We start from the raw sequence: 22,642 nt of genomic DNA, 5'->3' as shown, positions 1-22,642 counted from the left end.
AAGTTAAATGTTATTATAACGTGAATTGTTAATTTTTAAAAGAATCTTCTGAATTTTCAGTGTTAATAAACCAAAAAGAAAAAGCCATCCCAAAGATGACTTTTTCATTATTATAAAATAGTAATTGCTTGTTTTCCCATTTGCTCCCAAGCTTTCTCAAATTCTGCTCGCGGAACAGCCAAACGTGGATTATTTTTAAGAGGATCATTTACATATACAAAGTTTTGATCATATCCAATTACTACTGCACTATGCTCATAATATGTAATTTTCACTTCGCCTGAACTCGTATTCCATGTTTCAAAACTACTTTCAGCTAGCGGCTTAAACGTCGTATTAATAATGACCCATACCGGAGAGCCAGAACTAATTACTTTATATATATCTTGCATGTCTCTACCTGTTAAATTAATTACTTTTTCAGGAACATATTTTTCTGCTAAATCAAAGATTGGTTTATTGTATACACCATACCCAGGCTCTGCCTTTGTATAAATATTTCCCACAAATCCCTCGTAAGGATTTCCACGCAAACCATTTTGTTCAAATGGAACACGATGAATTTCGCTAGCAAGTTGCATCTTATCTACTTGTACACCTTTATATTGCAGCAACATAGCTAAACTTGTCACTTCACACCCTCTAGGTAATTCTGGTAATTGTTTAATAAACGGAACATCTTCAATCATAGCTGCTTCTTTCATTTCAGATAGAAACTCTAAGCGTAGAACTTGCGCCTTTTGCATGATTTTATCTTTTCCTATAAAAAATGCAGCAGCAAGTATAATCCCAAAAACAAAAAGATATTTTAACTTTTTCATTATAAACAAAACTCCATTAATTATTATTTTACAGATACACCTCTTATCATTGTACCCTTCTTCTTACTAGTTTGCTAGAAAGATCATGTGAATTATCGATCATAGAATTAATTATAAAAATTCTAATTATTTTTAATAAAAAGAAAAATAAATATACATTTACAGAATATTTTGCTAAAATCAAAATTGTTAACATAGTGAAGATATCACCATGTTAACAAACATTCTTAGAGTATTTAGTCATAGTTCGTTTTTTTACATACTCCATTCATTTCATAGCAAATAAACCGAGTGTGTGTTGCATCCCCCACTAATGATTAAAAACTCAGAATAAAACGAAGTTCACACATTCAAGAAAATACGGGGTGAGGGGCATATGAATCAACAAATTGAACAAACAGATTTAAAACGAACAATGAAAAGTAGACACCTATTTATGATTGCACTCGGCGGTGTTATCGGAACCGGGTTATTTATGGGATCTGGTCAAATTGTCCATAATGCCGGACCTGGTGGTGCTATTCTTGCATTTTTAGTCGGTGGATTTGTTATGTATTTAACGATGTTATGTCTTGGTGAATTATCCGTCGCTATGCCAGAAGCAGGTTCATTCCAAAGTTATGCAAGCAAATTCATTTCACCTGGTTTTGGATTTGTTGTCGGTTGGATGTATTGGTTAAATTGGGCTGTTACAGTTGGCGTAGAGTTAACAACTGTAAGTATTTTAATGAAACGCTGGTTTCCAGACGTTTCTTCCTGGATTTGGTGCGTTACATTTGCAGCAGCACTCTTCCTCGTAAACGCTTTATCAGCAAAAGCATATGCAGAAGCAGAGTTTTGGTTCGCAAGTGTAAAAGTCGCAACAATTGTTATTTTCATCGTACTTGGCGGCGCTGTTATGTTCGGTCTACTAGACTTTAATGGAAAGCCAGCTCCAATGCTTCATAATTTCACTGAAAATGGCGGGCTATTTCCAAATGGTGCATTAGCTGTTCTTCTTACGATGATTACAGTAAATTACTCCTTCCAAGGAACAGAATTAATCGGAATCGCTTCAGGCGAAAGTGAAAATCCTGAAAAAACAATTCCAAAAGCAATTAAAAACACAATTTGGCGAACTCTCTTCTTCTTCGTCTTAGCGATATCAGTTGTTGTAGGTTTACTCCCATGGCAAGAGGCTAATCTAGTCGAAAGTCCCTTTGTACTTGTATTTGATGTAGCCGGTGTCCCATATGCAGCAGACATTATGAACTTTGTTATTATTACAGCTGTATTATCCGTTGCTAACTCTGGTCTCTACGCAAATTCTCGTATGCTGTGGGCGATGGCAAAACAAGGAATGGCAAGTCCAGCATTTACGAAATTAACTAAAAAAGGTGTACCGCTAAATGCATTAATTTTCAGCCTAATTTTCGCTAGCCTATCCTTACTAACAAGTGTATTTGCGGCAGATACTGTCTTTCTAGTTTTAACATCTATTGCAGCAATGGCTGCCGTTGTAGTTTGGATGTCAATCGCCGCTTCACAGTTTTTCTTCCGTAGAAATTTCGTGAAAAATGGTGGCGACATAAATGATTTAAAATATCGTACACCGCTCTATCCACTCGTTCCAATCGTAGCGTTCTCGCTCAATTTCATTACATTTGTTAGTTTGGCTTTCATTCCAGATCAAAGAATTGCTCTTTATTGCGGCATTCCATTTATGATTATTTGTTACATTTTATACCAAGTTAAATATAAAAAAATTGTCACACTTGAACAGCCACGAACTGTCACACAAGAAATAAACTAAATATACAAAATATTCAGCTATCTTTCTTATCATAAGATAGCTTTTTTCTATTTCTTGGATATCCTGGTATAACTTTATTTATCTTAAAATTTTCACAATCACGTTTTTCTCTGGAAAATAGTTTACAATGTAATCAAGTTACAAATGATATTCACCTTAAAAAGTGTGCATTTGTGTCTATTTTTTAACAATATATCAAAAACTATTGCCTTCTATAAATTAATAGGTTTATATTGTTTTATTGGCATAGTTTCAATCCAAGGAGAAAGGAGATTTTCAATCGTGCAACTAAAGAAAGCGTTTTGGAAGTTGGCTTCACTTCTTCCGTTATCATTACTTCTGTTCCTCGGTGGCTGTGATAAAAAACTCGCAGTATTAAATCCGCAAGGACCTGTTGCAAAAGCACAGTATGATTTAATTGTTTGGTCATTCTTGCTTATGTCATTAATTATCGCAATTGTATTCATTCTGTTTACAGTCATCTTGATTCGTTATCGTGAAAAACCAGAGAATATGGACTATGAGCCACCTGAACAACACGGTAACACATTACTAGAAATTATTTGGACGCTTGTTCCTGTTATTATCGTTATCGCATTATCGATTCCAACAGTAAAAGCAACTTATGCTTCGGAAGAGGTTCCGAAAGAGTCCAAACATATTAAACCAGTTGAAATTTATGTTACATCTGCAAACTGGAAATGGTTATTCAGTTACCCAGAGGAAAAAATTGAAACCGTTAACTATTTAAACATCCCAGCTGGTGTACCAATTCAATTCAAACTGACTTCTGTCGGCCCAATGAATGCTTTCTGGGTACCAGAACTTGGTGGTATGAAGTACACAATGGATGGCATGATTATGGATCTTTATTTACAAGCTGATAAGCCAGGTTCTTACCTAGGTCGTAGTGCGAACTTCTCTGGTGAAGGATTCACTCACATGGAGTTCGAAGTTGAAGCAAAAACTAAAGAGAAATATGACAAGTGGGTTAAAGAAGTACAAGAAACTGCTCCTAAACTAACAGAAGCTAAGTACAACGAAATTGTTAAACCTGGTGTAGTTGGTCGTATGACATTCTCTAGTCACCACTTAAGTTATGTAGATCCAAAATCACTTGAATATTGTGATTACAACTACTACAAAAACAAAAAATAATAGCTATTATTCCAACAGATTGGAGTGAACACAGTGAAGCTTGATGAATTCTTTGTCACAGGTGATCCGATTATTTACGGTGCAGACGCTTCTATCGTTCTTGTGACATTAGCAATCATTTTCGTACTAACAAAGTATAAAAAATGGAAATGGCTTTGGGACGAATGGTTAACAACTGTTGACCATAAAAAAATCGGAGCTATGTATATTATTTCTGCGGTTATCATGTTATTCCGTGGTGGTATGGATGGTTTAATGATCCGTGCACAGTTAACATTCCCAGAAACAACTTATTTAAACGCTGAACACTATAACGGAATCTTTACAACGCATGGTACAGTAATGATTCTTTTCATGGCAATGCCATTCGTTATGGGATTAATGAACCTTGTAGTACCATTACAAATTGGTGCTCGTGACGTTGCATATCCGTTCTTAAATGCTTTAAGTTTCTGGTTATTCTTTGTCGGAGCAATGTTATTCAACATCGCTTTCGTAATCGGTGGTTCTCCAGACGCTGGGTGGACTTCTTACTTCCCAATGGCAGGTACAGAGTTTACTTCAGGCGTAGGAAATAACTACTACGCAATTGCATTACAGATTTCAGGTCTCGGTACGCTAATGACCGGTATTAACTTCCTTGTTACTATCTTAAAAATGCGTACACCTGGTATGACTTTAATGAGAATGCCAATGTTTACTTGGTCAATCTTAATTACAACAATTATCATTATTTTCGCTTTCCCAGTATTAACAGTTGCTCTTGCATTAATGACATTTGACCGTCTATTCGATGCTCACTTCTTTACGATGGCGAGCGGCGGTATGCCGATGTTATGGGCCAACCTGTTCTGGGTATGGGGTCACCCTGAAGTATATATCGTTATTTTACCGGCATTCGGTATTTTCTCTGAAATCATTAGTACATTCTCACGTAAACGTCTATTCGGTTACAGTGCGATGGTATACTCAATGGTTGCAATTTCTTTACTAAGTTTCGTCGTATGGCTTCACCACTTCTTCACGATGGGTGCAGGTCCAGCGGTTAACTCATTCTTCTCGATTTCGACAATGGCGATTTCGATTCCAACCGGGGTTAAGATCTTTAACTGGTTGTTTACACTGTATAAAGGACGTATTCGTTTTACAGTTCCAATGCTTTGGTCATTGGCATTTATTCCAAACTTCGTAGTCGGTGGGGTTACAGGGGTTATGCTTGGAATGGCAGCAGCTGATTATCAATACCATAACAGCTACTTCCTAATCGCTCACTTCCACTACGTATTAATCGCAGGTACAGTATTCGCTATGCTTGCTGGATTCACATTCTGGTATCCAAAAATGACTGGTCATATGTTAAATGAACGCCTAGGTAAATGGACATTCTGGATCTTTATGAGCGGATTCAACATCTGTTTCTTCCCAATGTACTTCTTAGGTTTAGACGGTATGACTCGTCGTATGTACACTTACTCTGAAAGTCTTGGATGGGGATGGCTAAACCAAATCGCATCTGTTGGTGCGGTAATGATGGGTATCGGCTTCCTACTTCTTTGCTACAACGTAATTTGGAGTGCACGTCACGGTGAACGTGACACAACTGGAGATCCATGGGATGGTCGTACACTTGAATGGGCAACTCACTCTCCTGTACAACATTACAACTTTGCGAAGCTTCCTGAAATTAAAGAAGCTGATGCTTTCTGGTACATGAAAAAGCGCGGAGAAACAGTTACACCAGCAGCAGAAGATATTAAACCAATTCACATGCCAAGTAACTCTGGTGTGCCTATTATTGCGTCTGGATTCTTCGGTCTTGCAGGTTTCGCATTAGTATTTAGCTGGTTCTGGCTTGCAGCAATCGGTGGTATTGGTATTTTAGCTTGCTTAATCTATCGTTCATTCGATTATGATGAAGGCTACTATATCAGTGTTGATGAAATTAAAAAAACAGAACATATAGCATGAGAGGTGAAATGACATGGCGGCTTTAGATAAAAGCTTACCTTTGGAATATCAATCCGAACAAAGCAGATTGAATATCCTAGGATTCTGGATTTTTCTTGGGGCTGAAATTATGCTGTTCGCAACACTTTTCGCCTCTTATCTAGTCCTTGCTGGTCGTACGGCAGATGGCCCAACACCAGCGCAATTGTTTGAACTTAAAACGCTTTTAATTCAAACATTACTACTTTTAACAAGTAGTTTCACATGTGGTATCGTAATTCATGAAATGCGTAAGCATAACCAAAAAGCGATGCTTGGATGGTTCGTCCTTACATTACTTTTAGGTGCAGGTTTCCTATTCTTCGAGATCGAAGAGTTCATTATGTACATTGGTGAAGGCGCAACAATTCAAACAAGTGCTTTCTTATCTGGATTCTTCGTTCTTCTTGGAACGCACGGAGCTCACGTAACAGGCGGTATCATTTGGGCAACTTGTGTTATTATCCAAATTTTAAAACGAGGTTTAACACCAGTTACAGCTCGTAAAGTATTCATTATCAGCTTATACTGGCATTTCCTTGATCTTGTTTGGGTCTTTATTTACACACTAGTTTACTTGAACGGGATGGTGGCGTAAATGGCTCAAAACAACAATCAAGTAAACGGGCATGCCCATAGCGGATTCCCTTGGTCACACGTTTTCGGATTTATTTTATCGCTTGCATTAACGTTTCTAGCGTTATACGTGGCACTTTACACAACATTGCCACTTTCAACAGTCTTAACAACTATTATCATAATGGCTGTTGCGCAAGCATTGTTACAATTAATTATGTTCATGCATTTAAAAGAAGGAGAAGGAAGAGTTCAAATTCTTACAATGATATACAGTTTCTTCGTTGCAACTGCAACGGTTGGTTTAACTGTATGGATCTTCTTCTCAATGTAATGTACATGAAAAAGACTGCTGAGATTCCTCAGCAGTCTTTTTTTATCCCCTCTATTACATCCACATTACGGAATTAACAGCATAATCATGAAAAATATACTTATTATGACAAATGTTAAGAAAAGTCTTTCTTTATGAAATCGAATCCATATGCGTTGCTTTTCTACCTATTATATGGCTAAATAGGTACTATATTTATTTGAAGGGAGAGAACGCAATGGAACATCATACTTCTGTTCTATCACTTATGGTTGTCGTTGCAATCGCGTTTTTCGTTCCCCTTTTGTTACAACGCTTTAAATTAAAAGCACTTCCTGTGGTCGTTGCAGAAATTATTGCAGGAATCTTTGTAGGTAAAAGTGGGTTTAATATTATTGAGCCAGATATATGGCTTCAAGTTTTATCAACATTAGGATTTATCTTCCTCATGTTCTTAAGCGGTTTAGAAATTGATTTTTCTATCTTTAAACAAAAAGGGAAAAAAAATACGACAAACGAACCAAATACATTTCAGGCAGCAAGCATTATCTTCTTATTTATTTTCATCTTATCTTATGCCCTATCATTACTATTCGTATGGCTAGGATTCGTAGATAATGCAATGTTCATGACTTTAATTATTTCAACTATTTCTTTAGGTGTTGTTGTACCAACATTAAAAGAGAATAACTTAGGAAAAACAGCAATTGGGCAAATCATTTTATTAGTCGCTGTTATTGCGGATTTAGTTACAATGATTTTACTCGCTGTATTCGTCGGATTAAATTCCGAAAGCGGCCAAAGCATGTGGCTTCTTCTTCTTCTATTCGGCGCTGGTATTGTTATTTACTTCGTTGCAAAACGTTTTAAAAACATTCCATACTTAGATAGTTTAAAAGCTGGTAGTGTACAAATTGATACACGAGCTGTTTTTGCACTCATTTTAATCTTAGTTGGGTTATCGGAATCTGTTGGAGCAGAAAATATTTTAGGCGCCTTCTTAGCAGGTGTACTTGTATCTTTATTATCACCAAATGAAGATATGGTGGAAAAACTTGATTCTATCGGCTATGGTTTCTTCATCCCTATTTTCTTCGTAATGGTTGGTGTAAATCTAGAGGTGTGGTCTATTTTCAAAGAACCTTCTAGCATGCTAATGATCCCAATCTTAATTGTAGGACTCTTTATTTCAAAACTCTTACCATCACTCGTCTTAAGAAAATGGTATCCACGTAATATCGTACTTGGAAGTGCAATTTTATTAACATCGACACTTTCTTTAGTTATTGCGGCTGCACAAATTGGTGAAAAACTGGAGATCATCAGTCCAAGTTTATCTGCCTCTCTTATTTTAAGCGCAGTTATTACTTGTATTTTTGCACCTATATTGTTTAAAAAAATGTTCCCAAAAGTAGAAACACCAAAACCAAAAGTAGCTATTATTGGCGCGAGCAGAATTACCCTTCCGTTATCACTAGATTTAAAACGAGAAGATTATGACGTAACGCTATATATGATGCGTCAAAACAAAATAAATGATGAAGAAGCGAAATCGCACGACTTCCCTATCGTGAAATTGGATGACATCACAATCGCATCATTAACTGAACAAACAGCATTTGATGCAGATCGCGTCGTTGTTGCAACAAGTGATGATGAACAAAACTTATTATTGGCAGAACATGCAAAAGAGCTAGGTGTTGAACATGTTATTGCAAGTGTAGAAGATCCACTTCTACAAGAAAAAGCAACGCAAGAACATATCGCTGTATTCTCAACAATTAACTCTACACGTATTTTATTACGTGCGCTTATTGATAAACCTAGTCTCGTCCGCTTAATTACAACAGCAAACGAAACAGTCCGTGAAGTTGAACTACGGAGCAATAAATATAACGGCGTTGCACTTCGTCGCCTTCCGTTTTTAGGTGATGTACTAGTCATTCAAATTTATCGTGGAAATAAAGCATTAATCCCACATGGGGATACAAGACTACAACACGGTGATACATTACTTGTAACAGGCTCAAAAGAACATATCGATACACTAAAAAACATATTAGAATAAAAAAATGCCCCTCACATAATTGAGGGGCATTTTTTCCATTTCATATGGTAAAATGTTACTATCACATATTATGGGGATGGATTACATTATGTCTATTATAACTTTAGCTCTCTTATTATTAGCCGAAATACTCGTTGCCATTATTCTCATCGGTGTTAGTATTGAGATTTGTAGTTACGGATGGAAAAAATCGAATGGAATAAAATATTCTTGCCTCCTACTTTCACTCCTTCTCGGAACTGCTAGCATACTCGGACTTCTCGCCGCACCTGCCTATTTCTTTATACAATTAACAGAAAAAGCGTTATAAGAAAGGATGTTAATATGATTACCGTGAAAAATATTGAGGGATCTGAAACTTACGTATTACGTCAAAAAATTTTACGCCCCAATCAAACATTAGCAGATTGTAAATATCCTTCCGATTATGAAACAGACACCTTCCACTTAGGCGCATTTATAAACGATGAACTAATTAGTATCGCTTCCTTCTCAAAAGAAATATATCCTGACCTACCAGCCGGGATTCATTATCGTCTACGAGGAATGGCCACATTACCTGAGTTTCGAAACAACCACGCTGGAAGCTCCTTAATTCAGAATGCAGAACAAATCTTACAAGAGCGTCAAGCAAATATGTTATGGTGTAATGGCCGAATTACTGTAACTGACTATTACAAACGATTAGGCTTTCAGGAGCATGGTGAAATTTTTGAAATTGAACCAATTGGCCTTCATAAAGTTTTGTATAAAAAGATATAAGAAAAGCTTTCCTCAATACAGGAAAGCCTTTCTTATATTTCAATCTTCTCTTTTTATTTTTTTCATATATATGTATATAAACAAACTTGGAACTAAAAAACAAGCAAACATAATAAGTCCTGTCATACTAATTTCCTTTATCGAAATATCTGGTGTTACAACGATACAAATAGCTAAAATCCCAATAATAATACCCACCGGAATGAATAATAGCTTCATAAAATAACGACGCGACACTCCGCCCGTATGCTCATACACTTCCACTGAATTTTTCAGATTTAAAAAGTTAATAATTATTATCCCGCCCATAAATACCATTAATAAATCCGAAACACTTTCATATCCTGCCCCTTGCAAGACATAGCGGTAAAAGACGATAGCTAGTATGACGATATTTTGTAAGATGAAAGCTAATCTAATATGTTTTAACCCTTCAATCATTAAACGTTCATCTTTCACGATTTTCATCCTACCACTCCTTTTCCTCCCAAAACAAATCATTCAACGTTTTATCTACTGCATAACAAATTTTTAAACATAAATCTAAAGATGGATTGTATTTCCCCTTCTCAATTAAACTAATCGTTTGCCTTGTAACGCCTACTTTTTCTGCTAATTGTTGCTGTGTTAAATCTAACTGAACACGCGCGACTTTTATTTTACTTACAGCCATTCATGTTCCTGCTACTAAAAATATAGACAAATGTATATTCTTAGAGTATTCCTGCTTCTACGTGCCCTGCCTCGCTAATCACTTGCTACTACAGTTTGCTGTGACACTTCACAGGCGTAAATTCCGATGTAGCCCACCGTACATATATACAATCTATTTACGTTAGTATTGTATATTTTTTTGCTTGTAAAAGGTTGATTGACGCATTTAAATCTCTATCTATTACATTGCCACATTCACATGTATATACTCGGTCAGACAGCTTTAAATCCGACTTTTTTTGACCGCAACATGAACACATTTTAGAAGATGGATAGAATCTGTCCACTTGCCGTAGTTCAATTCCATATTCCCTACATTTCGTTAATAACCATGTTTTAAAAGCATAAAAACATTGTTGCGCTACAGCTTTAGATAGATGTTTGTTCTTCATCATACCTTTCACATTCAAATCTTCTACTACAATAAACGTTGGCTTGGTTTTCACCACATCATTTACAATAGACTTTACATACGCTAATCGAATATTTGCTAGCCTAGCATGTAGTTTTTGCACCCTAAGAATATTTTTGTTTATATTCGCTCTTTTATTAGTAACAGGTTGTTCACCTCTCTTTCTTATATTTTCAAATTTGCGTGATAAAGAGCGTTGTTCACGTTTTAACCGTTTTTCTATCTTTTTTACTTGTACTGTTTTATTTATATTTTTGTGAGTTTTTCCATCGCTACGTACAGCGAAGTCTTTAATTCCCAAATCAATTCCTAGACCTACTGTATTGAGAGTTGCATTTGGTTTTACCTCTTTCACTTCACAGAGTATAGACACATAGTATCTTCCTGCTCTTTGATATACTGTACCACTTTTTACAGTTGTATTTTTTGAAATATATCCATACTCTTTTAACCTTATCCAACCAATTGTAGGGACTTTTACTCTATGTCTTTCTACTGTCCAATCTGTTTTGTTGTTTTTCGGAAAGTAGCACTTCACATCTTGCTTCTTCTTTTTTTTATATCGTGGAAACTTAGATAAACCTTTAAAAAACCGCTTAAAAGCTTTATCTCCATTCATAATCGCTTGTTTTACCGCTTTGCTCGACACTTCTTTAATCCACTGGTCACACTCTTTTGTATGAATGTTGTTTAACCATTTGGAAAAGTCATAACCACTAAGAAATTTCCCCTCCGACTCATATACCTCTTTATTTTTAGAGATATACAGGTTATATACATATCGACACACCCCAATAGTTTGACGGATTTTACTAATTTGTTCAGTTGTCGGTTTGATTTCTATTAAATATGCTCTTTTCATAAGTCTTCATCCTCCGACATTTTCTTTTCGTATTTTCTCAACCCATATATTCTACAGCTAAATACATGAATGATAGATATTAAATCCTGAACAAGTTCTTCTTGAATACCCATATATTTCTTATACTGTTCTTCTGTATAATATCTTCTTCCTTTTGGGTTTCGGTAAGCAGGTAAAACACCTTGATTGTCCCACCTTTGCAATGTCTTAACAGAGACATTAAGCATTTCTGAAAATTCTTTCGGTTTATATTGTTTCATAATTACTTTTCACTATATATGCCTACTTTTGTCTATGTTTTTGTTTACTGTTTCTTTCTCCTCCACCCTTATTATAATATATATTCCAATAAGTAATTTATATTTTACATTACTAATTTAAGTTTCACTTTATTATACACAAAAAAGGAGCCCCTCATAAGAAGCCCCCTCTCCTATATTATAAGAATAAATGACATCCAAATAAAATTGTAAATAAGTATAGTAATGGATGTACTTCCATCCCTTTACCCTTCACAATTTTCAAGACTGGATATACTAAAAATCCAATTGCGATTCCATTTGCAATACTAGATGTTAACGGAATACCTATAAAAATTAAAAATGCTGGTAACGCATCTTCAAATTCATTCCAATTAATATCTCGAATGCTTTGTGCCATTAAACTACCTACTATAATTAATGAAGGAGCTGTAATAGCGGCTACACTTGATAAAGAATCAATAACAGGACTAAAAAATGCCGTTATAATTGTTAGACCAACAACTACAATCCCTGTTAACCCAGTTTTACCACCTGCAGCAATACCTGCTGACGATTCAATCGTCGCTGCTGTTGGGCTGGTTCCAAAGATAGAACCTGTAGTCCCGCCAATTGCATCTGCAATAAACGCTTTACCAAAACGCTTCTCTGTATTGTCTGTAATTAAACCTGCTTGTTTAATTAAACCAAGTAATGCACCTGTTGTATCGAATAAAAGTACAAGTAAAAATGAAAATACAACGCCGTATAATCCGTATTCAATTACATCTGAAAAGGCATTGATTGGGTTTGAAACGATGATACCCTCTGGTAAATGAGGCATCGCCACAATTTTATCAGCAAACTTCAATTGCCCTGTAAAGAAGGCAATAATTCCTGTCACAATCATACTAATAAATAATGCACCGCTCACACGCAATGTCATTAATACCGCCGCTAATATTAAACCAATTAAAGTTAAAATAACAGCTGGAGAATGAAAATCACCAATCGTAACTAAATTAGACGGATGATCCACGATAATTCCAGAAAGGCGCAATCCAATAAAAGCAATAAATAGTCCAATTCCACCTGCAATTGCATGCTTTAAACTATCAGGAATTGCTAAAATTAACTTTTGCCTAAACGAAGTAAAAGATAATAAAAGAAAAATAATCCCCGTTACAAATACAGCTGAAAAGGCAACTACATATGTAATCCCTTCTGCCTTCTGTACAACAGAATAAGCAAAATATGCATTCATTCCCATAGCTGGAGCAATAACAATCGGGTAATTCGCGAAAATCGCCATACCTACTGTTCCAACAACGGTTGCAATAATTGTTGCTGTAAACGCTTGATCAAATGGTACACCTGCATCAGATAATATTTTTGGATTGATGACAAGAATATACGCAAATGTAAAAAAAGTTGTGATGCCAGCTAAAAACTCTTGCTTCACAGAAGTGTTATATTTTTGTAATTGAAACATGCTTATGTACCCTTCCTACACCTGAATTATTATCACACATTCTTTTTCTTACTAGTATGTGAGAAAATATAATACTTAATCTTAACAATCAATAAAAAGAAGAGTCAATATATTCCCTAATAGTTCGAATTTTAAGTTTAAGTCTGACAAGTACAGATGTAGTACAGTTCATTATGATTATTTTTGTAGCATAACAGATAGAAATGTTTTATAATTTGAAATAGTTAAATATTTAGTAAACGCATTCAAATATCGTTCACTCTACAAGGGGGATTCTTCTTATGCAGCACACAAACAAATCTGGAACTTTAAATCGTGGTTTAAAAGAACGACATATTACTTTAATGTCACTGGGCTCAGCTATTGGCGTTGGGCTATTTTTAGGATCCGCTTCCGCCATTAAACTAGCAGGTCCTTCTATTTTGCTAGGCTATATGATTGCCGGTCTCGTTATTTTTTTCATTATGCGAGCGCTTGGGGAAATGGCAATTGAACAACCTGTTGCTGGTTCTTTTAGTAAATATGCATATGATTATATTGGACCACTCGCTGGTTATATTACTGGTTGGAATTACTGGTTCTTATGGGTTGTTACTTGTATGGCTGAAATTACAGCAGCTGGCATTTACATGCAGTACTGGTTCCCTGATATCCCGCGCTGGACTTGGGCATTACTTGCTCTATTATTAATGAGCGCTTTTAACTTCTTATCGGTAAAAGTATTTGGAGAACTTGAGTTTTGGTTTGCTCTCATTAAAATTGTCACAATTATCTGTATGATAGTAGTCGGAGCTGGTATTATTTTATTCGGATTCGGAAACGGTGGTATCGCTACTGGTATTTCAAATCTTTGGTCACATGGTGGCTGGTTCCCAAATGGATTTTCTGGGTTACTACTCTCCATGCAGATGGTACTATTCGCTTATTTAGGCGTTGAATTAATCGGTGTTACAGCTGGTGAGGCTCAAAATCCGAAGAAAACACTCGCAAAGGCAATCGATAACGTATTTTGGAGAATTCTACTCTTTTACGTTGGGGCATTATTCGTTATGATGGCAATTTATCCATGGAACGAACTTGGTGAGAAAGGCAGTCCATTCGTATTAACATTCCAACAAATTGGTATCGCAAAAGCAGCAGGTATTATTAACTTTGTCGTATTAACAGCAGCTCTTTCTTCTTGTAACGGTGGTTTATTTAGTACAGGCCGTATGCTATATACATTAGCTCAACAGAAAAAAGCTCCTGAAAGATTTGGTCGTTTAAATAAAAATGGCATTCCAAGCCAAGGAATTGTAGCAACTGCTATCGTTTTACTAATTGGTGTTATATTAAACTATCTCGTACCTGCAAAGGTATTTACATGGCTTACTAGCATTTCAACTTTCGGTGCAATTTGGACTTGGGGAATTATATTAGTCGCTCAAATTAAATTCCGTAAAAGCTTGCCTACTCAAAATAAACAAAAGTTATCGTATAAAATGCCTTTATACCCATTAAGCTCATATTTCTCACTCGTTTTCCTTGTATTAGTATTAGGTATAATGGCGTATTCAGAAGATACACGAATTGCATTGATTGTCGGCCCAATTTGGCTTATCGGCTTAGCAATCGTATATTACATGAAAGGGTTTCATAAGATTGATGAAACACCTAACTCAAAAATTAGTTAAGCAAAACATCCCTTCCTTATTACTTGGAAGGGATGTTTTTATATCTATATAAATATTTCTCAACAAAATTCACGGTATTTTTACAATTTTTTAATATTTTTATGTTTTCCGTCTTTATTTTTACAGAAAAATAAATTACATTATTAAAGCACATATATTTATTATTAGGGGGATTCTTCTATGAAGAATAAAAAATGGATTACATTTTCTTTAGCAACAGCAATTACACTAAGTATAGGGACCTCGTTCATACCGTCTACTTATGCCGAAAGCTCTGTAGACCCAGCTCCTGAAATTGCTGCAAAAGTTGTAAATCAAAACAATGGGAAGAAAGTATTATTCGATAATACACACGGTCAAACTGCTGGGACAGCTGACTGGGTTATTGACGGCGGCTTTTCTGACTTCGGAAACGGCATTGCAAAAAACGGATATCACGTAAAGGAACTTCGTAAATCAACACCTATTACGTACGAAGACTTAAAAGATTACAATGTATTTATCGTTCCAGAAGCTAATATTCCTTACAAAAAATCTGAGCAGGACGCTATGTTACAATATGTAAAAAATGGTGGTAGTATCTTCTTTATTGCTGATCATTACAATGCAGATCGTAATAAAAATCGCTGGGACTCTTCTGAAGTATTTAATGGATATAGACGCGGTGCTTGGGATAATCCAGCAAAAGGAATGTCTAATGAAGAAGCAAATTCACAAGCTATGCAAGGAGTAGAAAGCTCTGATTGGCTCTCTGACAACTTCGGTATTCGCTTCCGCTACAATGCACTTGGTGATGTTTCAGCGAAAACAATTGTATCGCCTGAACAATCTTTCGGAATTACAAAAGGTGTTTCGTCTGTAGCAATGCATGCTGGTTCTACTCTAGCAATTACAAACCCAAAACTAGCAAAAGGACTTGTTTACCTTCCAGAAAATCCATCAAAATGGAATAACGCTGTTGATAGTGGCGTTTATAATGGCGGTGGTATTGCAGAAGGCCCATATGCTGCTATCGCAAAAGTAGGACTTGGAAAAGCTGCCTTTATTGGTGACTCTTCTCCTGTTGAAGATGCTACGCCAAAATACGTTCGTGAAGATTCTGGCCAAACAAAGAAAACTTACGATGGTTATAAAGAAGAAAACGATGCGATTTTATTAGAAAACATCGTAAATTGGTTATCAAATAAAGAGACATTTACAAGTTTAGATCAAGTAAATGGTTTACAACTTGATTCACCTACAGCTCTACAAACATTTGAACAGCCAAGCTTATCAACAGAACCACAACCTGAACCTTGGAGTGCACCAAATGCAGGTTATCAATGGTTTAATACAAATACTTTTAAACCAGGTTCATACGGTTATAACGGTGCGGTAACAACAAGCGACTACGTCGTTACACACCCTAGCATTCTACCAAACAATGAAATTTTCCAAATGAAGATTCAAGTAAATAACTTACTACCTAATACAACGTATAACAACTATTCTTTAGGTATCTTCACTACTGGTGGAACACAAGTGGCTAAAGTACAAAATGCAAACGGCACTTGGCCATCTACTTTCGGATATAGTAGTGCATTTTCTTTCACAACAAACAGCTTAGGCTCTGCTGAGAAAGTTGTAAATGTACAGATTGATTCAAATACAACTGGACAAGCAACGCTTCGTCTACGCCAAAATACAACAACGAAATATAATGAAACTGTAACGATTAATAAGAAATAATAAAAAAGGCAATCCATACATGGATTGCCTTCTTCTCACTTCTCTTCCTTCGAGAAAAACATTCTTGAAATAACGATACCTATACTACCGACGATTAGGAATAACACTGCCCTAATCATCATCGATACCTCCGGTAAGTCAAGTAAAAATAACTTCCCTACCGTTACGACTAAAACGACTAAACCAGCATATAATATTTCATTCATATTTCTATTTCTTCCAAACCAAACCGCAAATAATGCATATACCATCCATAATAACGATACTGATACACTAATTACGCTTCCATCTGTAGATAAAACTTCACCGATTCTCGTAATTGTAATAAATACAATTATCATAAACCAATAGAGCACTATAGAATACATATATTTGCCGAAGCTCGCTAATACTTCTTTCGCTTCTCTCATGCAATAATAGAACGTTCCTATTAAAATAAGATGAGCAACAAAGCCTGCCGAAATAAATTGATCAAACGAGCTAAAAATAGTCTGTATCATTCCAATTGCGTAAACCGTCGCACTAACATACAATTTTATCTGTTGTTTTACTTTAATAGAAGTGACCATGCCGAGGAAACCTTGTAACAATAGTACAATCGCTGCATTCACTAAACTATACTCATATAAAATTGCTAAACTAAATGCTCCCATTGCGAAACCAAATAAGAGATTTGTAAATGTAGAATGTCTATTTTTCCTATATTCACATACGAACATAGCGGCATGTACGAATGCACTAATAATCAATCCCCATGTTGTAAAATCAGGTATTTTTGAAATAGCTAGTATAAAGAACACTGCATTCGCACTAAATATCGCCAAACGTGGTTCTAGTATAAAACTTCTCTCCGTAAACATATGCCAAAATAATAGTAAATGAATCAAACCATATACAATCGTTAACTGTATTTGCAAGTTCTCTACTAACATTGACATAACAGCAAAGAAAACGAAAAGGACAATGGCAGCAACAGCGTAAGAAATCATATATAAGTATTTATAACGATTTTTCAACGCATACCATAATAAACTAAGTGTTAATACTGTCTCATATCCAAAGAAAATATAAGGATTAGGAGTCGTACTATTTAACAAGAATGGTACGAAGAACGCACCGACCGCTACGAAAATAGTGAGATATTCCGATTGATATCTTTTCGCTAAATAAATACCTAAAATAACCCATGCAATATTACAGAGAAACGCGACACTTGCCGGAATAAATCCATATAAATAATGTGCTGCAAACGTCGTTAGAACAATCCCGGTAATACTTCCTCCAGCTAATACTAATCCTAACGCTTGCCGCTCTCTTTTAATTTGAATATCTCCTATATAATACAACCCGATAGATAATGCGATACCAAACACAATTCGTATCGCTGGTGTTAATAAACCAGCATCTACCCCTGCTTTAAATAACCAGATCACTCCAAGCAACATAATACCGACAAATACACGCGGTAACCACGTCTGACAAAACTTAATAATATTAAATGGCTCTGGTTTAAAAGCCGATATATCTACTTGTTTTACCTCACGTTCTTGCACAGGCTCTTTTATCGTAACTATTTCTTCTTTTGGCTTTTCCTCCATTACCGTTTCAATATATTCCTTCTTGTCCTTACTAACATGTTGCTGAGCGTTTTCTACTTCGATTTCCCTTTGCTTCACCTTTAATTCAGCAAGTGCTTCTTGAATTGTTTCAATTGCCGTTTCGAGTGCTTCTATTTTCTTATCCAAATCCTTCTTCATACGCTCCCCCCTTATTCGTAACTCTCATTGAACCTATATATTACCAATTATCTTTATCATACTCTTAGTCTATTCATTTTCAATAGTATTTTTCCAAAAAAAGAAAGGTGTCTTCCCAAAATAGGAAAACACCTTTTTACTCATTTATTCTTATTTAGAAAAATGCTAACGATAAAACCAAGACACATGCCTACAATAGCTGGAACAATCCAGCCAACACCTTCTGTATAAAACGGGATGTATTTTAATGCTGACGTCCACTGATTCATCATTACATTTTTATTTAAAATGTCAATTGCACTAAATAACGCTACAACCAAAACAGTTACTGCATATACGTATGCATACTTTCCAATATACTGATGGAATAACCCTAGAATAATAAGCGTTAACGCAATTGGATAAATAAATCCAAGAATTGGTACTGATACTTTTAAAATTTGCGTTAACCCTAAATTAGCTAAAATCATACTAACAACGCTTACTATAAATGCCCACAATTTATAAGATACTTTCGGAAATGCACTCGCAAAAAATTGACTACAAGACGTAACAAGTCCAATTGAAACACATAAACACGCGATAGTAAAAATAAGACCTAATAAAACGACTCCGCCCTGTCCAAATAATGTAATCATAACTTGTGCTAACACTTTCGCACCGTTATCAAATGTTCCTAATGAGCCACTAATTGCCCCCACATATCCAAGGATGACATAAATAATCGATAATAATAGTCCTGCCCCAATTCCAGCAATACTCATATATTTCGCTAAACCTTTATCATCTTCAATACCCTTTGCACGTAATGCATTTGCAATAACAATTCCAAAGATTAAAGCAGCTAACGCATCCATTGTTAAATATCCATCTAAAAACCCTTGAAACATAGGAGCTTGGCCATAGTTCCCTATTGGTTCTTTCATATCTCCTACTGTTGTAAACATACTCTTTATAAAAATGAGTGCAATCATACATAATAATAATGGCGTCAAGACTTTTCCAAACAACCCCATTAGTTTAGATGGTGATAAACTTAACCAGTAAACAATACTAAAGAAAATAACTGTGTAAAACAATAATAATCCGTTTCCTGCTTCAGGGAATAACTGACCTGGCCCCATTTCAAAGGCTAAACTTCCCGCACGTGGTATACCAAGCCCAGGTCCAATAAATACATACACGATACATGGAAAAATAATTGCAAATGAAGAATGAACCCTACCCGCTAACGTTTGAAAACTTCCTGCTTTTGCAATAGAGATAACACCTAATATAGGAAGACCTGTTGCTGATATAATAAACCCTACTAATGAAATCCAAACATGTTCTCCTGCTTCATACCCAAGGAAAGGTGGAAATATCAGATTCCCTGCTCCAAAGAACATAGAGAATAACATAAGGCTAATAAGTAAAATTTCTTTTTTCTGTAACAATTTCATTTCTTTCTCCTTCTTTAATCTCATCTTTTATGAAATCAATTTCACATATAAAAAAGTACAATAACCCGCTTCCTTGCAAAGAAAACATAGTCCATAGTCTATCACAAAAGAAACACCCATTCTATAGCTATTCCTCTTTTCCAATTTCTTCTGAAAAATCAACCTTTATTGACTTATAATAGTTAATAAGGTAAAATATTAAATGTACAAAATTATTAACTTTGTTTTTGTTTGTGTCAGGAGGAAAATAACATGGAATCAGCGATACAACTAGAAAGAGAACAACAAAGAAAAAAGAAACATCCTCCAGGTTTATACTTACTCTTCTTTACAGAAATGTGGGAAAGATTTAGTTACTATGGATTACGAGGATTATTAACATTATATTTAACGACAGCTTTAGTAAGCGGTGGTCTTGGGTTTAGTCCCGCATGGGCACTCTCTATTTACGGATTTTATACTGGAGCCTGTTATTTCACACCAATGATTGGTGGATACTTAACAGACCGTTTTCTAGGTAGACGAAAAGCAATCACAATTGGTGGTATAACAATGGCAATCGGTAACCTTACACTATTTGCCTTGCAAAACCAATTAGGCCTATACCTCGGATTAGCGCTTATTATTATCGGTAACGGATTCTTCAAACCGAACATCTCTACACTGGTTGGAGAATTATACGAAGAGAACGATCCAAAACGTGATAGTGCATTTACCATTTTCTATATGGGTATTAACGTCGGGTCATTTTTAGCTCCACTCGTTTGCGGATTTTTATCAGAAAATTTATTCAAAACAACAGTTGATGGCGTTGTACATTACGGATTCCGTTACGGTTTCTTAGCCGCTTCAATCGGAATGATTATTGGACAAATTTTATTTACAACACTATCAAATCGCTTCCTTGGTAATATCGGTAAAAAACCAACTCGCGATTTACAAACAGCTGCTGGACAACCATCAGTAGGAGATACACCATTAACAAAAAAAGAAAAACAACGTACCGCAGTTATCGTCATTTTAACATGCTTCGTTGTCTTCTTCTGGGCTGGCTTTGAACAAGCTGGTAGCTCATTAACATTATATACAAACAAATTTGTAGACCGCTCTGTGTTCGGATGGGAAGTTCCAACATCTTGGTTCCAATCGGTCAATCCATTATTTATTATTTTGCTTGCTCCAGTCATTTCTGCATTATGGGCAAAACTTGCAACTCGCAAGCAGGGTGATTTAAAAATCCCAACTAAAATGGGACTTGGTATGATCTTGCTCGGTATCGGTTATATCATTCTCGTTATCGCTACATTAAAAACAGGTAGTGATGAACATAACATTACAGAAAAAGCAAACTTACTGTTTATCGTCTTTACGTATCTTTTCCATACGTTAGGTGAGCTATTCTTATCACCTGTCGGACTATCAATGGTTAGTGCGCTTGCTCCGGTAAAATTAGCATCTTTACTAATGGGTGTATGGCTAGCAAGTTCAGGTATCGCCAACATTTTAGGCGGACAACTTGCAAGCTTCACAACTTCACTTGGATACGCTGAAGTATTCACAGTTATTGGTGCTGTGGCAATTGTACTAGGTTGTGTTTTATTATTAATTTCTAAGAAATTAGTGAAATGGATGGATTAAAAAAGATGAGGAATTTCTCCTCATCTTTTTTTATGCTGTTTTACCTTTTTCAATTGCTTGTTCGTACAGCACTTTATGTTCTTTATATTCACTTGGTACGAAACTCTTATAGAAGAATGAGAACCAGCTGTCTCCCTTTTTATACCCTTCTTCTCGAATTTCCGCTGCTTTTTTATTCGATTTAAATCCTTCAGTAAACCATTTCTTTAACAATTCATTTCTTTCATACTTAGCAGGAACTTTTAAATCATAGTTTTCAAATGCATACTTATAGCCAGCCTTTTCTACTGCCTTTTTTGTAGACTTATAGCCTTTTTCATACGCTGTTTCATATGCCTTCACGTATACTTCTTTCTCTCTATTTCCAGGATTCTTTTCAGCTAGTTCTTTCCCTGTCTTTTCCCCTAACTCAGCTTGCTCTTTTTCAATTTTTTCTGTTCTTTCTTTATTCCCTACTTTGAATCCGTCTGCAAAGTTTACCTTAAACTCTGGAGCAACTTGACTATCGTCCATCGTCTCTTGTGCTAAACCTTGTTCTTTTCCTTTTTCAAAATGCGTTTTCTTCTGCTCTTCTAAAGACCATACGGCTGCATAAGTCGCTTTAAACGCTTGTTTATATGCATCAGATTTTCCAGCTACATGCACTTCTGCATCATTTTTTCCTGCTTTAAAATCAGTTTCTCCATTCTTTTGACCTTCAAGTTGACCTTTTTCCATATCAGCTTGGCGCTGCGCTTCCTCTTGCTTACGTGCCTCTTCAGCTTTTCTTTGTTCCTCGGCTACACGTTGTCTCTCTTCTTCAGCTTTACGCTGTGCTTCTGCATTACGTTGTTTTTCCGCCTCAGCGTTGCGTTGCGCTTCTGCAGCACGTTGTTTTTCCGCCTCAGTATTGCGCTGTGCTTCTGCTTGTCTCTCAGCTTCTACAGCACTATTATTATTCTGGCTAGGAGCTGGGCTCGTTGCGCCACTACTAGAAGCTGGTTTATTGTGATAATGATATTCCCCGTACTGTAATCCCCATTTCTCACAATTTGTACGACACGTATGTCCGCCATTAGCATCTGTACGCCCTGGATGTGCATAAGCTGAAATTGGAGCTACCAATAACGCTATACTCGTTGTTAAAAGAAGTTTCTTCACCTGTTGTCTCACTCTTGTTCCTCCCAAAATATAGAATCCTAACTTTATTATACATAAATAGAATAATAT

General features: G+C 35.8%; 20 protein-coding genes. 11 read left to right on the top strand and 9 right to left on the bottom strand.

The genetic code is table 11. The annotated features are described in order from the left end of the window. Positions 1–110: 110 nt before the first annotated feature. Entirely contained in the window at positions 111–821 is a 711-nt protein-coding gene (locus tag NST90_RS03530) for a C39 family peptidase (RefSeq protein ID WP_000734488.1), read from the bottom strand. A gap of 376 nt (positions 822–1,197) precedes the next feature. Between NST90_RS03530 and NST90_RS03525 the strand changes: the two genes are divergently transcribed. The 8 genes from NST90_RS03525 to NST90_RS03490 all read left to right on the top strand — a co-directional run bounded on the left by NST90_RS03525 (position 1,198) and on the right by NST90_RS03490 (position 9,476). Next, entirely contained in the window at positions 1,198–2,613 is a 1,416-nt protein-coding gene (locus tag NST90_RS03525) for an amino acid permease (protein WP_001075749.1), read from the top strand. Between the two features lie 282 nt (positions 2,614–2,895). Further along, complete coding sequence (locus tag NST90_RS03520; protein WP_001176165.1) at positions 2,896–3,771, top strand: cytochrome aa3 quinol oxidase subunit II; 876 nt, start codon at positions 2,896–2,898, stop codon at positions 3,769–3,771. Positions 3,772–3,804: 33 nt separating this feature from the next. After that, complete coding sequence (qoxB, locus tag NST90_RS03515) at positions 3,805–5,739, top strand: cytochrome aa3 quinol oxidase subunit I (RefSeq protein ID WP_000762366.1); 1,935 nt, start codon at positions 3,805–3,807, stop codon at positions 5,737–5,739. Positions 5,740–5,752: 13 nt separating this feature from the next. Next, a complete protein-coding gene (gene qoxC, locus NST90_RS03510; protein WP_000729318.1) occupies positions 5,753–6,355 on the top strand; it encodes a cytochrome aa3 quinol oxidase subunit III in 603 nt (200 codons plus the stop codon). Beyond that, positions 6,356–6,667, top strand: a complete 312-nt coding sequence (gene qoxD, locus NST90_RS03505) for a cytochrome aa3 quinol oxidase subunit IV (protein ID WP_283748120.1) — start codon at positions 6,356–6,358, stop codon at positions 6,665–6,667. 217 nt (positions 6,668–6,884) lie between these two features. Further along, on the top strand, positions 6,885–8,714 hold the full coding sequence (locus NST90_RS03500) for a monovalent cation:proton antiporter family protein (RefSeq protein WP_000399965.1): 1,830 nt from the start codon (positions 6,885–6,887) through the stop codon (positions 8,712–8,714). A 52-nt stretch (positions 8,715–8,766) separates the two neighbouring features. Beyond that, a complete protein-coding gene (locus NST90_RS03495) occupies positions 8,767–9,024 on the top strand; it encodes a DUF4022 family protein (protein WP_000926991.1) in 258 nt (85 codons plus the stop codon). Positions 9,025–9,038: 14 nt separating this feature from the next. Beyond that, a complete protein-coding gene (locus NST90_RS03490; RefSeq protein WP_025710073.1) occupies positions 9,039–9,476 on the top strand; it encodes a GNAT family N-acetyltransferase in 438 nt (145 codons plus the stop codon). A 39-nt stretch (positions 9,477–9,515) separates the two neighbouring features. Here the strand turns inward: NST90_RS03490 and NST90_RS03485 are convergent, their stop codons facing one another. From NST90_RS03485 to NST90_RS03465, 5 genes are all read right to left on the bottom strand, one after another. Then, positions 9,516–9,944 (bottom strand): hypothetical protein, encoded by a 429-nt coding sequence (locus NST90_RS03485; protein ID WP_000706629.1) that lies wholly within the window; start codon positions 9,942–9,944, stop codon positions 9,516–9,518. Position 9,945: 1 nt separating this feature from the next. Further along, positions 9,946–10,149, bottom strand: a complete 204-nt coding sequence (locus tag NST90_RS03480) for a helix-turn-helix transcriptional regulator (protein ID WP_000301183.1) — start codon at positions 10,147–10,149, stop codon at positions 9,946–9,948. A 157-nt stretch (positions 10,150–10,306) separates the two neighbouring features. Beyond that, positions 10,307–11,464, bottom strand: a complete 1,158-nt coding sequence (locus NST90_RS03475) for an RNA-guided endonuclease TnpB family protein (protein WP_046392356.1) — start codon at positions 11,462–11,464, stop codon at positions 10,307–10,309. Then, complete coding sequence (locus NST90_RS03470) at positions 11,461–11,724, bottom strand: helix-turn-helix domain-containing protein (protein ID WP_025710075.1); 264 nt, start codon at positions 11,722–11,724, stop codon at positions 11,461–11,463. Before NST90_RS03470 ends, NST90_RS03475 begins: the two co-directional genes overlap by 4 nt. Positions 11,725–11,902: 178 nt before the next feature. Further along, positions 11,903–13,195, bottom strand: a complete 1,293-nt coding sequence (locus NST90_RS03465; protein WP_025710076.1) for an NCS2 family permease — start codon at positions 13,193–13,195, stop codon at positions 11,903–11,905. 281 nt (positions 13,196–13,476) lie between these two features. Here NST90_RS03465 and NST90_RS03460 point away from each other — a divergent pair, with 281 nt between their 5' ends. Together NST90_RS03460 and NST90_RS03455 are read left to right on the top strand one after the other, a co-directional pair. Next, positions 13,477–14,868: an amino acid permease gene (locus NST90_RS03460; RefSeq protein ID WP_001164897.1), complete on the top strand. Its 1,392-nt coding sequence runs from the start codon at positions 13,477–13,479 to the stop codon at positions 14,866–14,868. A gap of 180 nt (positions 14,869–15,048) precedes the next feature. Then, positions 15,049–16,596, top strand: coding sequence for a DNA-binding protein (locus tag NST90_RS03455; protein WP_000791509.1), 1,548 nt, complete (start codon positions 15,049–15,051; stop codon positions 16,594–16,596). Positions 16,597–16,631: 35 nt separating this feature from the next. Here the strand turns inward: NST90_RS03455 and NST90_RS03450 are convergent, their stop codons facing one another. Both NST90_RS03450 and brnQ read right to left on the bottom strand, forming a co-directional pair. After that, positions 16,632–18,353 (bottom strand): DUF2339 domain-containing protein, encoded by a 1,722-nt coding sequence (locus NST90_RS03450; RefSeq protein ID WP_000710910.1) that lies wholly within the window; start codon positions 18,351–18,353, stop codon positions 16,632–16,634. Between the two features lie 140 nt (positions 18,354–18,493). Next, a complete protein-coding gene (brnQ, locus tag NST90_RS03445) occupies positions 18,494–19,795 on the bottom strand; it encodes a branched-chain amino acid transport system II carrier protein (RefSeq protein WP_000771692.1) in 1,302 nt (433 codons plus the stop codon). A gap of 252 nt (positions 19,796–20,047) precedes the next feature. Between brnQ and NST90_RS03440 the strand changes: the two genes are divergently transcribed. Continuing rightward, positions 20,048–21,433 (top strand): peptide MFS transporter, encoded by a 1,386-nt coding sequence (locus NST90_RS03440; protein WP_000443143.1) that lies wholly within the window; start codon positions 20,048–20,050, stop codon positions 21,431–21,433. A gap of 30 nt (positions 21,434–21,463) precedes the next feature. Here NST90_RS03440 and NST90_RS03435 read toward each other — a convergent pair whose 3' ends face one another. Continuing rightward, on the bottom strand, positions 21,464–22,585 hold the full coding sequence (locus tag NST90_RS03435; protein WP_016121907.1) for a YHYH domain-containing protein: 1,122 nt from the start codon (positions 22,583–22,585) through the stop codon (positions 21,464–21,466). Positions 22,586–22,642 lie beyond the last annotated feature (57 nt).

Source organism: Bacillus sp. FSL E2-8900 (assembly GCF_037966225.1).
Classification (GTDB): domain Bacteria; phylum Bacillota; class Bacilli; order Bacillales; family Bacillaceae_G; genus Bacillus_A; species Bacillus_A cereus.
The sequence above is the reverse complement of the archived record's forward strand: the minus strand, read 5'-3'. Positions and strand labels throughout refer to the sequence as shown.